This is a genomic window from Sandaracinobacteroides sp. A072 (assembly GCF_052616365.1).
Genome location: NZ_JBQXGU010000001.1, coordinates 1,115,691 through 1,128,450, shown reverse-complemented (window position 1 = coordinate 1,128,450; position 12,760 = coordinate 1,115,691). Strand labels below are relative to the sequence as shown.

The 12,760-nt window shown below is 65.3% G+C and carries 12 protein-coding genes and 2 tRNA genes; 6 read left to right on the top strand and 8 right to left on the bottom strand.

Annotated elements, in window-relative coordinates; translation table 11 throughout:
* Positions 1 to 105 precede the first annotated feature (105 nt).
* Together eno and dgcA are read right to left on the bottom strand one after the other, a co-directional pair.
* Positions 106 to 1,380, bottom strand: a complete 1,275-nt coding sequence (gene eno / locus ACUJ46_RS05530) for a phosphopyruvate hydratase (RefSeq protein WP_445389418.1) — start codon at positions 1,378 to 1,380, stop codon at positions 106 to 108.
* Positions 1,381 to 1,424: 44 nt separating this feature from the next.
* Entirely contained in the window at positions 1,425 to 2,438 is a 1,014-nt protein-coding gene (dgcA, locus tag ACUJ46_RS05525; protein ID WP_445389417.1) for an N-acetyl-D-Glu racemase DgcA, read from the bottom strand.
* 27 nt (positions 2,439 to 2,465) lie between these two features.
* Between dgcA and ACUJ46_RS05520 the strand changes: the two genes are divergently transcribed.
* The 3 genes from ACUJ46_RS05520 to ACUJ46_RS05510 all read left to right on the top strand — a co-directional run bounded on the left by ACUJ46_RS05520 (position 2,466) and on the right by ACUJ46_RS05510 (position 3,397).
* Positions 2,466 to 2,852 carry a YkvA family protein gene (locus tag ACUJ46_RS05520; RefSeq protein ID WP_445389416.1) on the top strand — a complete coding sequence of 129 codons (387 nt, stop codon included), beginning with the start codon at positions 2,466 to 2,468 and terminating at the stop codon, positions 2,850 to 2,852.
* A 9-nt stretch (positions 2,853 to 2,861) separates the two neighbouring features.
* Positions 2,862 to 3,185, top strand: a complete 324-nt coding sequence (locus ACUJ46_RS05515) for a hypothetical protein (protein WP_445389415.1) — start codon at positions 2,862 to 2,864, stop codon at positions 3,183 to 3,185.
* A 138-nt stretch (positions 3,186 to 3,323) separates the two neighbouring features.
* A tRNA-Cys gene (locus tag ACUJ46_RS05510) sits at positions 3,324 to 3,397 on the top strand.
* 93 nt (positions 3,398 to 3,490) lie between these two features.
* Here ACUJ46_RS05510 and ACUJ46_RS05505 read toward each other — a convergent pair.
* On the bottom strand, positions 3,491 to 4,621 hold the full coding sequence (locus ACUJ46_RS05505; RefSeq protein ID WP_445389414.1) for an acyl-CoA dehydrogenase family protein: 1,131 nt from the start codon (positions 4,619 to 4,621) through the stop codon (positions 3,491 to 3,493).
* Between the two features lie 108 nt (positions 4,622 to 4,729).
* Between ACUJ46_RS05505 and ACUJ46_RS05500 the strand changes: the two genes are divergently transcribed.
* Both ACUJ46_RS05500 and ACUJ46_RS05495 read left to right on the top strand, forming a co-directional pair.
* Positions 4,730 to 5,941: an acyl-CoA dehydrogenase family protein gene (locus ACUJ46_RS05500; protein ID WP_445389413.1), complete on the top strand. Its 1,212-nt coding sequence runs from the start codon at positions 4,730 to 4,732 to the stop codon at positions 5,939 to 5,941.
* A 272-nt stretch (positions 5,942 to 6,213) separates the two neighbouring features.
* Positions 6,214 to 7,506: a mechanosensitive ion channel family protein gene (locus tag ACUJ46_RS05495; protein WP_445389412.1), complete on the top strand. Its 1,293-nt coding sequence runs from the start codon at positions 6,214 to 6,216 to the stop codon at positions 7,504 to 7,506.
* A gap of 128 nt (positions 7,507 to 7,634) precedes the next feature.
* Here the strand turns inward: ACUJ46_RS05495 and ACUJ46_RS05490 are convergent.
* The 5 genes from ACUJ46_RS05490 to hemC all read right to left on the bottom strand — a co-directional run bounded on the left by ACUJ46_RS05490 (position 7,635) and on the right by hemC (position 12,137).
* Positions 7,635 to 7,726: transfer RNA gene (locus tag ACUJ46_RS05490), tRNA-Ser, on the bottom strand.
* Between the two features lie 73 nt (positions 7,727 to 7,799).
* Positions 7,800 to 9,101: a UDP-glucose dehydrogenase family protein gene (locus ACUJ46_RS05485; protein WP_445389411.1), complete on the bottom strand. Its 1,302-nt coding sequence runs from the start codon at positions 9,099 to 9,101 to the stop codon at positions 7,800 to 7,802.
* Positions 9,102 to 9,236: 135 nt separating this feature from the next.
* A complete protein-coding gene (locus ACUJ46_RS05480) occupies positions 9,237 to 10,439 on the bottom strand; it encodes a hypothetical protein (protein ID WP_445389410.1) in 1,203 nt (400 codons plus the stop codon).
* Positions 10,432 to 11,139, bottom strand: coding sequence for a uroporphyrinogen-III synthase (locus ACUJ46_RS05475; RefSeq protein WP_445389409.1), 708 nt, complete (start codon positions 11,137 to 11,139; stop codon positions 10,432 to 10,434). Before ACUJ46_RS05475 ends, ACUJ46_RS05480 begins: the two co-directional genes overlap by 8 nt.
* Positions 11,136 to 12,137 (bottom strand): hydroxymethylbilane synthase, encoded by a 1,002-nt coding sequence (gene hemC / locus ACUJ46_RS05470; protein ID WP_445389408.1) that lies wholly within the window; start codon positions 12,135 to 12,137, stop codon positions 11,136 to 11,138. Before hemC ends, ACUJ46_RS05475 begins: the two co-directional genes overlap by 4 nt.
* Positions 12,138 to 12,410: 273 nt before the next feature.
* Between hemC and ACUJ46_RS05465 the strand changes: the two genes are divergently transcribed.
* Positions 12,411 to 12,710, top strand: a complete 300-nt coding sequence (locus ACUJ46_RS05465; protein WP_445389407.1) for a hypothetical protein — start codon at positions 12,411 to 12,413, stop codon at positions 12,708 to 12,710.
* Positions 12,711 to 12,760: the final 50 nt, after the last annotated feature.

Sequence of the window (12,760 nt, the reverse complement as noted above, 5' to 3'; positions counted from 1 at the left end):
TCCCTGTCGCCGGACCCCTTTCCTTTTCTGAGGCCTTTTCGGTGGCCTTTTCAGTGGCTGCTCGCGACTGGCCCGCCGCCAGGTGGCAGGCGGGCCAGTCGTCAATCAGCGCAGGATCGAACGCCCCGCATAAAGGGCCGAATCGCCAAGCTCGGCTTCGATTCGCAGAAGCTGGTTGTATTTCGCCAGCCGGTCGGAACGGCTGAGCGAGCCAGTCTTGATCTGGCCGCAGTTGGTGGCGACGGCGAGGTCGGCAATCGTCGAATCTTCCGTCTCGCCCGAACGATGGCTCATGACAGCCGTGTAACGGGCGCGATGCGCGGTGTTCACGGCTTCCAGCGTTTCCGACAATGTGCCGATCTGGTTCACCTTTACGAGAATCGAATTGGCGACCCCGCGACCGATTCCGTCACGCAGGCGGGCGGCATTGGTGACGAACAGATCGTCGCCGACCAGCTGCACCTTGTCTCCGACACGGTTGGTCAGCGCCTTCCAGCCGTCCCAGTCGTCCTCGGCCATGCCATCCTCGATGGAGATGATGGGATAACGGGCGACGAGGTCGGCAAGGAAGCCCGCCATTTCATCAGAGGAAAGGGTTTTCCCTTCCCCTTCCATGACATAGCGGCCATTTTTGAAAAATTCCGTCGAAGCGCAATCCAGCGCCAGCATGACTTCGTCGCCGGGCTTGTAGCCCGCCGTCTCGATCGCCTTCAGAATCACGTCGAGGGCTTCGTTGGCGCTCGACAGGGCGGGTGCGAAGCCGCCTTCGTCACCGACGGCGGTCGACAGCCCGCGGTCATGCAGGGCCTTCTTCAGGGAATGGAAGATTTCCGCACCCCAGCGCAGCCCTTCCGAGAAGGTCTCGGCGCCGACGGGCATGATCATGAATTCCTGGAAGTCGATGGGGTTGTCGGCATGGGCGCCGCCGTTGACGATGTTCATCATCGGCACGGGAAGCAGCTTGGCAGCCGTGCCCCCGATATAGCGGTAAAGGGAAAGCCCGCGCGCATCGGCTGCAGCGCGCGCCACAGCAAGGCTGACGCCGAGGATGGCGTTGGCGCCCAGGCGCGCCTTGTTGGCGGTGCCGTCCAGCGCGATCATCTGTGCGTCGATGTCTTCCTGCTCCTCGGCATCGAGGCCGATGAGCGCGTCGGAAATCTCGCCATGGACTGCCGCCACGGCCTGCTGCACGCCCTTTCCAAGGTAGCGGCCCTTGTCGCCATCGCGCTTCTCGACAGCTTCGTGCGCGCCGGTCGAGGCGCCGGAAGGAACGGCGGCGCGGCCGACACTTCCGTCTTCAAGGACGCAATCCACCTCGATGGTGGGGTTGCCCCGGCTGTCGAGGATTTCGCGGGCGATGAGATCGACGATGGCGGTCATGGCGGCTCCTGTGGCTTGTCGCTTTCGCGCAAGCTTCTAGGCCCTCAGCCCCAGAGTGCAACCTCTGGCGGATCGACATCGCTTCCATGGAAATTCAGCCCATGCGGACGATCGCGCGCCAGAAGCAGCGGGCCATCGAGATCGGCGAACTGGCCCTGCATCGCCGCAACGAAAGCCGGGGCCACGCCAAGCGATGTGGACAGCATGCAGCCTGTCATCAGCCCGAGGCCCCGCTGGCGCGCGGCATGGATGAGCGCCAGCGCTTCCGTCAGCCCGCCGCATTTGTCGAGCTTCACGTTGATGAAGCGGTAGCGGCCGATGACATCCCCCAGTTCGGCACGGCTCTGCAGGCTTTCGTCAGCCGCCAGAGGCACGGGCGAGCGCACATGCACCAGATCCGAATCGGCCCCCTTCGGCAGGGGCTGCTCGATCAGTTCGAGCCGGTGGCGGGCCAGTTCGTGGCACATGCGCTCGACATCGAGGCCGGCCCAGCCTTCGTTCGCGTCGGCGATGAGGCGCGCGTCAGGCGCTGCTGCGCGCACGGCCGCCACACGGTCCGCATCCCCTTCCCCGCCGAGCTTCAGTTTCAACAGTTCGCGCGCCGAAGCAGCCCGTGCCTGCTGCGCCATCTCGGCCGGCGTGCCCAGGCTGATGGTGAAGGCGGTCAGCATCGGGCGCGGCTCCGGCAGGCCGGCAAGCGTCCACACCCGCTTTCCGGCAATCTTCGCTTCCAGATCCCAAAGCGCCGAATCGAGCGCATTGCGCGCCGCCCCCGGCGGCATCAGGTCGAGAAGCCCGGCACGGCCCGCGCCGGCCTCGATGGCAGGCGCCTGCGCGAGAACAGCCGCGAGCGCGGCCTCGGGGCTGTCTGCGAGATAATAGATGGGCGTCCCCTCACCGCGCCCGACATGTGCGCCCTGCCGGATTTCGGCCACCACCACATCGACATGGGTCTTGGTTCCACGCGCGATCACGAAGGGGCGCGCCGTTTCCCAGCGCTCGATTCGGGCCGTCAGGCTTCGCTTGCCGCTTTCCATGACGCCGGTGCCTAGCCTCATGCGGGGCAGCCCGCTAGGGTGGGCTGCATGAGCCTTTCTTCCTGGGCAAAAGAGACATCGCACCGGCTGCGCCGCGATGCGCACATGCTTTGGATCGCGGCGCGCGATCCCCGAACCCCGCTGCTGGCAAAGCTCGTGGGCGGGCTGATCGCAACCTATGTGCTGTCACCCATAGACCTGATTCCCGATTTCGTGCCCGTTCTCGGCCTGCTTGACGAACTGATCCTGGTGCCGCTGGGGCTGGCGCTTGCAGTCTGGCTGGTGCCCGCGCCGCTGATGGCGGAATTTCGCGCCCAGGCGGATAGAGCGGTGGAACGGCCCATCAGCCGGGCCGGCGCGCTGCTGATCATAGGCCTGTGGGTGATGATCGGAACCTTCATCGCGCTCCAGCTCTGGGCGCTTCGCTACTGGTAGGAACAAGGCATGGCCGGCACCCCCGAAGACCAGCCCCCGCGCGAGCAGGTGGAGCTAGATCCGGTGGCCATTGCCGCGCGCATCACAACGCTTGAAATGCTGGTGCGGCAGATGATGGTGGTGCAGCTGCGGCTGCTGGCCGATGGCGGCCACATCGAGCTGACACAGGATTATGTGCGCTCGCTTTCCGATGCCTATGCCCGCAAGGTGGACGAATCGACCATCATCGAAAGCAGCTCGGCGGATGTGAATTACGCCTTCAAGCTGAATGTGCTGCACCAGCTGGAACGATTCTTCGACGAAATCAGCGCCCACCTCGCTGAAAATCCCTGAAGAACCGCCGCGAAGGGCGCGGGATTGGCCCGCTTTGCACGCGCAGCGGGCCAGTCTGCAATCAATCGCGGCAGTGTTGTGCATGAAGGGCTTTGCAGGCACGCCTTCGCCTGCTAGTTGGCCCATCCCACGCCCAGAGGCCCGATGGCGGAGTGGTGACGCAGCGGACTGCAAATCCGTATACGCCGGTTCGATTCCGGCTCGGGCCTCCAGCTTCCCCCATCCATGTGATGACCGCCACACCGGCGATCACCCCCTCAGGCGGCCAGTCCGACAGGCAGCCAGTGCGTCAGGCGGACAATCCGTCAGGTGGTCAGGCGCGCGTGACGCCGCCTGTGGAAGCGGGCCGGCCCGAATCCATATTCCAGAACCGTCGCCCGCTTGAAATAATGGCCGATGCGCAGTTCGTCCGTCATCCCCATGGCGCCATGCAGCTGGACAGCGTTCTGGCCAATGAACCGGCAGGCTTCGGCCATGGTCACTTTCGCAGCCGATGCCGCGCGCGACCGTGCATCATCCGGCCCATCCAGCGACTGGCAGGCCAGCAGAGAAGCCGAGCGGACAAGTTCGACGCGCAGATGCATGTCCACCAGCCGGTGCTGGATAGCCTGGAAATTCCCGATGGGCTGGCCGAACTGCTGCCGCGCGCGCGCATGCTCCACCGTGTCTTCCAGCAGCCGGCCCAGCAGGCCGGTTGCTTCGGCGGCGGCAGCGGCGATGGCCCGGTCACGCCATGCCTCCAGCAGAGGCAGCCCCCTTCCCTCTTCCCCGATAAGGCTCTCGCGGCCAGCGGGCACCGAATCGAAGCGGATATCCGCGGCTGGCCGTTCATCCAGCATGGCATAGGGATCGAGATGGATGCCGGCCTGTGCTGCATCCAGCAGGAACAGCGACAGGCCGTCCGCATCGCCGGGCTTGCCGGAGGTTCGGGCGGCGACGATGATGTGGCTTGCCCATGGCGCCGTGACGACGAGGCGCTTCTGCCCCTGCAGCACCCAGCCGTCGGCAACAGGGCTGGCCGGCATGGCAATCCCGGCAAATTCATCCCCGAGGCCGGGTTCATCATGCGCCATGGCCAGGCGAACCCCTCCACCGGGTATCTGGGCAAGGACATCTTCGGCCCGCGCGCCGCCGCCGATGGCGAGCAGGGGCGCGCACTGGAAAAGCGTTTCGGCGAGCGGTTCGCTCAGCAGGGCGCGCCCGGCTTCTTCCATCAGCACCAGCTGTTCGAGCGGGCCACCATAGCCGCCGGCCGCTTCGGGCAGGCCGATTGCAAGCGCGCCCGCCTCGCTGGCCAGCGCCTGCCAAAGGCGCTGGCGCATGCCGCCATCCTGGCGCAGCGCGTGCTGGCGCGATTCGAAGTCGCCATGATCGGCGAACAGCCGCGCGACAACTTCCCGGAACCGTTCCTGATCAGCGCCCAGTTCGAAATCCATCCCGCCTCTCTCCGTCCATCTTCGCGCCCCACCTTATGCAGGGGATGCAGCTTTGGCGCTCCGGTCTAAAGAGATAAGCGTGCACCGCAAGAAGCAGGGAGGACCGGCATGGACATGGACTGGAGCGCCGAGGACAGGGACTTCATCCGCGAACTGCGCGCCTTCCTGCAAGCGGAACTGACGGATGACCTGAAGGCCGCCGGGCGTTGGATGACCAGCGTTTATGGCGATCATGAAGCCTCGATGGAATGGCAGCGGCGGCTGCACGCGCGGGGCTGGGCAGCGCCCGCCTGGCCGAAGGAACATGGCGGCGCAGAGCTTTCGGTAACGCAGCGCTACATCTTCGCACGCGAACTGGCGCGCGCCGGCGCGCCGCCTGTCTCGCCCATGGGCATCGGCATGTGCGGCCCGGCGCTGATCGGCCACGGCACCGCGGAACAGAAAGCCCATTACCTGCCGCGCATGCTGACGGGCGAACATTTCTGGTGCCAGGGCTATTCCGAGCCGCAGGCAGGCTCTGACCTCGCGCTTCTCAACATGCGCGCCATCCGCAACGGATCGGACTTCGTCTGTTCGGGAACCAAGATCTGGACGACGCACGCCAATGTCGCGAACTGGATCTTCTGCCTGGTGCGGACTAGCCAGCAGGATCGCCCGCAAAAGGGCATCACCTTCCTGCTGATCCCCATGGATTCGCCCGGCATCACCGTACGGCCGATCATCATGTCGTCTGGCGAGCATATCCAGAACCAGATCTTCTTCGACGAGGTGCGCGTGCCTGTCGGCAATGTCGTGGGCCAGGTGGATGACGGCTGGACCGTCGCGAAATATCTGCTGGAATTCGAACGCGGCGGCAGCGCCTATGCGCCGGGCTTGCAGGTCAGGCTTGACCGCATCCGCGAAATGGCAAGCCAGGGGCCAGCCCCGCTGATCGAAGACCCGGTCTTTGCCGCCGCGCTGGCCGACGCGCAGATCCGGATCGACGTTCTGGAAGTGTTCGAGATGCGCGTTCTCTCCATCGCCGCGCGCGGCGGGCGGCCCGGAACCAATGGATCGGCCATGAAGATCCTGGGCACGGAACTGAGCCAGCACCTGACGGAACTGGCGATGGAAGCGGCAGGCCCGGCCGGCCTCTCCTTCCAGCCGGATGCCGGGGTTTCAGGCGGGCCGAATGTGCTGCCGCACGCCGCCGGTGTCCGCGGGAACCGCGATGCCGCGATCGCCCCGCTCAAATATCTGAATGATCGCGCCGGTAGCATTTATGCCGGCTCGAACGAGATACAACGCAACATCCTCGCCAAGGCTCAACTGGGGCTGTGAACAAACGCCCTTCGGCCGGGGTTGCGGCCGGCACCCGGAAAAGGGCAGGTAGCTGAATTCACGCTACGGCCACCTTCCGTGATTTTTCGCGAAGAGGCAGCCGGAGCGGCCATAGATGGCCCTGGCGCCCAGCCCCAGGGCTCGCCTTCATCCGCCGCGCGGTCATTTCAGTCTCGCCCGTGCCCGGGAAAAGCTCCTGTCATGGCATTGTCCCTTCCGGAGCATCTGTCGGATAATCCGGGTTCCGCCCGGTCCAAAGGAGTTCATGGTTCATGCCCATCACGCAGGAAGCCAGTCGCTATCCTCAAATGGCCGATTCAGTCGCAAATTCCCTAGCCGTGCCTCTTCTCGCCGATATTCCGCCATGGGCTGAAGTGCTGCTCGGCCTTGGCGTGCTCCTTGCCATATCAGTACTGGCCAATTTCCTGATCAAGACAATCATCTGGCGCTTTGTCGCGCGGATCCTGCCCGGTGAAAGCCGCACTCCGGTGCGCATCATCGCGCGGCTGGTCAACATCATCCCGGCGGTCATTCTCTCGCGCGGAATTGCGGCGGTGCCGCACATTCCGGAAGTCGTCGTTACGGTCAGCCGCAATGTGGTTGGCGCCTTCATAGTGCTGACCATCGCCCTCGCGATCAGCGGAGCCCTCAACTACGCAAACGAACTTTACCAGAAACGCCCAGAGGCGGCGAACCTGCCTATCAAGGGCTATCTGCAGGTGCTCAAGATACTCGTCTTCGCAGCGGCCGCCATCCTCATGATCGCCGCCCTGATGGAGCAATCTCCCCTGCTGCTTCTTTCGGGGCTGGGGGCCATGGCTGCGGTGCTGATGCTGGTGTTCAAGGATACCATCCTTTCGCTTGTGGCTTCGGTGCAACTCACATCCAACGACATGCTGCGCGTCGGTGACTGGATCGAGATGCCGCAACTGAATGCTGATGGCGATGTGATCGATATCGCCCTGCACACCGTGAAGGTGCAGAACTGGGACAAGACTATCACCAGCATACCCACGCACCGTCTGATTGACCAAAGCTACAAGAACTGGCGTGGCATGTCGGAATCCGGCGGGCGGCGCATCATGCGCTCACTCCTGATCGACCAGAACAGCATCCGTTTCCTGGGCAATGAAGAACAGGCAGACTTGCGCCGCCTTGCCCTGATAGACGACTATCTCGATCGCAAGCAGAACGAGCTTGATCAGTGGAACCGCAGACTGATCACAGTCGGACATGACTCCATCAACGCCCGCAGAGTCACCAATATCGGTACATTCCGGGCCTATGTGATTGCCTATCTGCACGCACACCCCAGCATTTCCAGGAACATGACCTTGCTGGTGCGCCAGTTGGAGCCAACGCCGAAGGGCCTGCCGCTGCAGATCTACTGTTTCACCAACACAACCGTGTGGAAGGAGTATGAGGGCATCCAGTCAGATATCTTCGACCACCTGCTGGCAATCCTGCCGCAGTTCGATCTGCGGATCTTCCAGGAGCCAAGCGGCCTCGACCTGCGCGGCCTTTCCGGGGCGGCGGAGGAAAGAGTGGCCGCGACAGCACAATGACATCCTGGCAACTGCCAGCACATATGCCCGCATGCGGCACCGTGCGGGCATGATGATGGAAACCACAGAGCTCCCGCCATTCGCTGGCAGAAGTTCTGGATTTCGGGGAATACCCTGGAAAAGCGCTATGGCGGAGTCGGAGGGATTCGAACCCTCGGTACCGGTTACCCAGTACGGCAGTTTAGCAAACTGCTGGTTTCAGCCACTCACCCACGACTCCGGCGCACTGGCGTCGGCGGGCTATAGCCAGCCCGCCGCAGGCCTGCAACCGTTCAGGCAAGAGTTTTGCCCGATCAACGCCCGATCCCTGTATATTGCAGGCCGTGGCGCTGCATTTCCTCCGGACGGTAGACGTTCCTGAGGTCGACCACGACCGGCGCCTTCAGCAGGCCCTTCACGCGCGCAAGGTCAAGCGCGCGGAAAGCGTCCCACTCCGTCACCAGAACCATGGCATCCGCGCCATCGAGAGCCGCATAGGGATCGCCGGCATAGTCCACCCGGTCGAGCACGAGCTTCGCCTGCTCCACCCCTTCGGGATCATAGGCGGCAATCGTGGCGCCAGCGTCCTGAAGGGTCTGGATGATGGCGATGGCGGGCGAATCCCGCATGTCATCGGTGTTGGGCTTGAAGGTAAGGCCCAGAATGCCGATGCGCTTGCCGCGCACGTCGCCGCCCATGGCCGCGATCACCTTGCGGCCCATGGCGCGCTTGCGCTGCTCGTTCACCTGCGCCACCGTTTCCACGATGCGGACCGGGGCTTCGTAATCCTGCGCGGTCTTGATGAGGGCCAGCGTGTCCTTCGGGAAGCAGCTGCCGCCATAGCCGGGGCCGGCGTTCAGGAACTTCGACCCAATGCGGTTGTCGAGCCCGATTCCGCGCGCGACATCCTGCACATTCGCACCGACCTTTTCGCACAGGTCAGCCATTTCGTTGATGAAGCTGATCTTGGTAGCAAGAAAGGCGTTGGCCGCATATTTCGTCAGTTCGGCGGTGCGGCGGCTCATCACCATCATCGGCGCCTGGTTCAGATAGAGCGGGCGATAGAGTTCTTCGAGAACCTGCCGCGCGCGATCATCCTCCACTCCGATCACGATCCGGTCAGGGCGCTTGAAATCCGAGATGGCGGCCCCCTCGCGCAGGAACTCCGGATTGGAAGCGACCGAGAATTCGGCCCCAGGGTTCACTTCGCGCACGATGCGCTCCACTTCGTCTCCCGTGCCGACCGGCACGGTGGACTTGGTGACGATGACGGCATAGCCATCCAGGCCGGCCGCGATTTCCCGTGCGGCGGCATAGACATAGCTGAGATCGGCATGGCCATCGCCGCGCCGCGATGGCGTGCCGACGGCGATGAAGATGGCCTGCGCGCCCTTCATGCCCTCCGCGAGATCGGTGGTAAAGGAAAGCCGGCCCGCCTTGACGTTGGTTGCAACCAGATCGTCGAGCCCGGGCTCGTAGATGGGCATGACATTGGCGTTCAGCCGCTCGATCTTGGCGGGATCCTTGTCAACGCAGACGACTTCGTGCCCGAAATCGGCAAAGCAGGCCCCCGAGACCAGGCCGACATAGCCTGAACCGATCATCGCAATCCGCATGTCATACCATCCTGCTGAAGCTTGAACCTGTTATCCGCGGTTAGCCGTGGGAGCCCCCCTGCCGCAAGACAGTGCGGGACATGGGCAAAACCCGCATGCATCTTTTACCTTGTTGCCCTTTTCACCCTGATGCTCTCAGGGCGCCGGAACGGGCTGCGGCGCCGTCGCGTTGAGCGGGGGCGGCGCCACTGTGGCGGAGACCGCCGCCGGACGGGACAGGGCGGCCATCGCATCGCCCAGCGCCAGCGATTCAAGCCTGTCGAGGGCGGCTTCCGCCGCCGCAAGGCGACGCGCATCCACGATCCAGAGGTCACGGGCTTCGTTGCGAGGCGCCCTTTCGATGGCGTTGATGGCGCGCACCAGATCGCCCTTTTCAAGCTCCGCCTGCGCCTCGGCCAGGGCGCGCGGATCGCCAGCGCCCGTGGCAAGGGCCTCATCTCCGCTCGGACGGACCTTCACGAGCGTCCGCAGGCGTCCAAGGAAATTCTCCCACCAGCCCGCGCCGGCAGCCTCACCGGTGACCCGGCCCGGTTCTTCCGCCGCTGGCGGCTCGGCCATCTGGGCCAGCCGGGTGGCAAGGCTGCCATGCGTCTGCGGCAGGCTCGACCAGTTGGTAAGATCGGCAAGCGCAGTGTCGGCCACCGGCGCGAAGCGCGCGGACAGGAGCGGCTCCAGCGGGCCGAGCGGCCGCCCCGCTTCCACCGCGCGGCGCGCCAGAGAAAGCAGGAAGAAGGCGCGAAGGTCACGGTCTTCCGCGCCGGTCTCGGCCTCGAGCCGGGCAATATCCCGGGACAGGGACTGCCAGCGATCATCATGGCCCGCCCCCTGTTCGGCGAGCTGCCCGGCAAGCGTGCCCGTGCGGCTTTCCAGCTGGGCAATCCGGCTTTCCAGCGTGGTCAGGGCATCGGCGGCGGAACCGGCGGCAACCGCCGTTTCGAGCGCCATTGCGGGCGCATCCTGCACCCGGCTTTCAAGCTGCGCCAGTTTCTGCTCGAGGGCTTTGATGTCAGGCCCGGAAAGCGCCTGTTCGGGCGCGCGAAGGGCGGGCGGCAGATGGCCCCGCACCTGCCGTTCCAGCCAGGGGCTGCCGAGAACGCCAATGGAGAAGCTGACACCAGCGGCAGCCAGAAGCCAGGGCAGAACCGGCCTTGAACGCTCAGGCCTTGAACGCTCAGGGCTTTCGAACCTTCCGGAACGGTTGTCGCTCCCGTCAGAGAGCTGGCTGCCCTGCCCTGTCGTGCCGCCGGGCGCCTGACCCAGTGCCGATTGGGCCAGACCGGACTGGCGGCTTCGGCTGGAACCATTATCCCCGCCGCGATCGGTGCTCGCATCATTCATCGTTCATGCCATGCCACAGCCGGCGGGCTGCCGCCAAGGCTTCCTCGAGCGAAGGCTTACCGGCGATGTCCACTGCCTTCCAGCCCGCACCCGCCATGCGGGCAACCGCAGGGCTGAGGGCAATGATGCGCAGCCCTCCCCTTGGCACGCCCGCACCCGACAGGGCCTGTGTGAAAATGGCAGCCGTTCGCGGGGAAAAGAGCAGCACCGCGAATATCTCTCCGCGCTTCAGCCGGGCTGCTGTTTCCGCATCGAGGCCGCTGACAGGCCTGGCGGCATAGACAGCCACCCGCGCAACCGACAGGCCGTCCGGCACTGCATAGGCAGCGGTCGTCTCCCCGCCCGCATGCAGCAGGCTGCGCACCCCTGCCTCGAAAGCGCGCCGAACGATCTCGCTTCCATCCGTTTCCCCGGCCATGGCAACGGCAAAGCCGGCGTCTTCCGCAGCGCGCGCCGTGTTGGGGCCAACGGCATATACAGGCAGGCGGAGCAGCCCGGGCGCACGCGCCGCAACGAGGCCAGGCGCATGGGCGCTCGTGAACAGCAGGGCTTCCGGCATGTCGGCCGGCAGGTTCCATTCCAGCGGTTCGATGCGCAAAAGCGGGGCGGATATGGCTGAAAAGCCGGCATTGAGGGCTGCTTGCGCGGTCCGGCCGTCTGTCTCTTGCGGCCGGGTCAGCAGCAGGACTGGAAGGGTCACGGCTGCCTCGTCTGCCCCGGGGAGCGCAGGATCGCAGGCGTCGCCTGCTCTAGGGAGCGCAGGATCGCAGGTGTCGCCTGCTCCAGCAACCGCCTTGCCAGCGCCGCGCCAAGGGCATCCGGGTCGTCCATGCCCGAATCGGCTGACAGGATGGAGCCGGCAACGCAGTCGCGGCCGTCGGGGCTCAGAAGCTCGGCATCAAGCCGTAGCCCGTTCGCAGTCTGCGCCTCTGTTCGCGCCTGTGCCGCGACGGCCGTGTGGCAGCTGCCCCCAAGGCCGCGCAGCAGTGCCCGCTCGGCCAGCAGGCATTGCATGGTGTCCGTGTCGTTGATGGCGGCGAGCAGCGCCAGCATGGGCGCATCATCCGCGCGGCAGGTGATGCCGACGATAGCCTGCGAGGCGGCCGGCAGCCATGTCTCAGGGTCGAGCGGGACGCCGGCAGCGATGCCGAGCCTGTCGAGCCCGGCTGCCGCCAGGAACGTCGCCGCGACCTTGCCTTCCTCAAGCTGGCGCAGCCTCGTCTGCACATTTCCCCGGAAGGATATGACGGACAGATCGGGCCTGCGGTTCAGAAGCTGCGCCGCGCGCCGCGGGCTGGACGTGCCGACTGTCGCACCATGCGGAATCGCGGCAAGGCTTTCCGCCCCCACCAGCCTGTCGCGCGGGTCCGCGCGCGGCAGAACCGCTGCCAGCGCGATTCCCGGTGCGAGCGTCGTCTCCACGTCCTTCATGGAATGAACCGCGAAATCCACCTCGCCGTCCATGAGGGCGCGGTCGAGTTCCTTGGTCCACAGGGCCTTGCCGCCAATCTCCGCGAGCGGCCTGTCCTGGATCCTGTCGCCCTGCGTCTGGACGACGATGGTGGCGATGTCCGCAACGCTGGTGCCATGGGCGGCGACGAGCGCCGCCTCGGCCATGCGGGCCTGCGCCAGGGCGAGCGGAGAGCCTCGCGTGCCCAGCCTGAGCGGCTTCTGCGGGGTGAAAGGCGTGTTGTTCATGGCCGCCTCAATGCCCGCTTGCCATGGCCGCGCCAAGCCCCGGGACGGGCAAAGCCTTGCCACCCGGAAGGAAACATCTCGTCGGCCGTGAACGCAATTCGTCGCACTTCGCCAACAATGGGCCTTGAAATCCTCCACGCGCTATTGCAATGGCGCGATGCTTCAGACCACGTCGCACCCCTCACGGGTCGTCGGGGATCGAGCTTGCGGCCGCAAGGTCTCACCCCCATGGCCTGCAACAATTGGGCAATCGTGCCCTTATAGGAGGTCAGAATGAACAAGCTTTTCACCCTCGCTGCCGTTGCGAGCCTCGCCCTGGTCGCCGCTTGCGGCGAAAAGCAGGCTGCTGACGCCACGGAAGAAGCTGCTGCCGACACCGCCGCTGCCGCCGACGCAACCGCTGACGCCGCTGCTGCCACCGCCGATGCGGCTGCTGCTACCGTCGACGCCGCTGCTGTTGACGCTGCTGCTGCCGTCGAAGGCGCTGCCACCGACGCCGCTGCCGCTGTCGAAGGCGCCGCCACCGACGCCGCTGCCGCGGTTGACGCCGCTGCTGCTGCTCCGGCTCAGTAAGCCCTACGGCTTCAAGCAAATGGAAGGGTCGCGGTATCCACCGCGGCCCT

What these genes read in the sequence shown, in the direction of transcription:
- eno (WP_445389418.1), bottom strand. Translation starts at nt 1,380, where the DNA reads ATGACCGCCATCGTCGATCTCATCGCCCGCGAAATCCTCGACAGCCGG.
- dgcA (WP_445389417.1), bottom strand. Translation starts at nt 2,438, where the DNA reads ATGAGGCTAGGCACCGGCGTCATGGAAAGCGGCAAGCGAAGCCTGACG.
- ACUJ46_RS05520 (WP_445389416.1), top strand. Translation starts at nt 2,466, where the DNA reads ATGAGCCTTTCTTCCTGGGCAAAAGAGACATCGCACCGGCTGCGCCGC.
- ACUJ46_RS05515 (WP_445389415.1), top strand. Translation starts at nt 2,862, where the DNA reads ATGGCCGGCACCCCCGAAGACCAGCCCCCGCGCGAGCAGGTGGAGCTA.
- ACUJ46_RS05505 (WP_445389414.1), bottom strand. Translation starts at nt 4,621, where the DNA reads ATGGATTTCGAACTGGGCGCTGATCAGGAACGGTTCCGGGAAGTTGTC.
- ACUJ46_RS05500 (WP_445389413.1), top strand. Translation starts at nt 4,730, where the DNA reads ATGGACATGGACTGGAGCGCCGAGGACAGGGACTTCATCCGCGAACTG.
- ACUJ46_RS05495 (WP_445389412.1), top strand. Translation starts at nt 6,214, where the DNA reads ATGCCCATCACGCAGGAAGCCAGTCGCTATCCTCAAATGGCCGATTCA.
- ACUJ46_RS05485 (WP_445389411.1), bottom strand. Translation starts at nt 9,101, where the DNA reads ATGCGGATTGCGATGATCGGTTCAGGCTATGTCGGCCTGGTCTCGGGG.
- ACUJ46_RS05480 (WP_445389410.1), bottom strand. Translation starts at nt 10,439, where the DNA reads ATGAATGATGCGAGCACCGATCGCGGCGGGGATAATGGTTCCAGCCGA.
- hemC (WP_445389408.1), bottom strand. Translation starts at nt 12,137, where the DNA reads ATGAACAACACGCCTTTCACCCCGCAGAAGCCGCTCAGGCTGGGCACG.
- ACUJ46_RS05465 (WP_445389407.1), top strand. Translation starts at nt 12,411, where the DNA reads ATGAACAAGCTTTTCACCCTCGCTGCCGTTGCGAGCCTCGCCCTGGTC.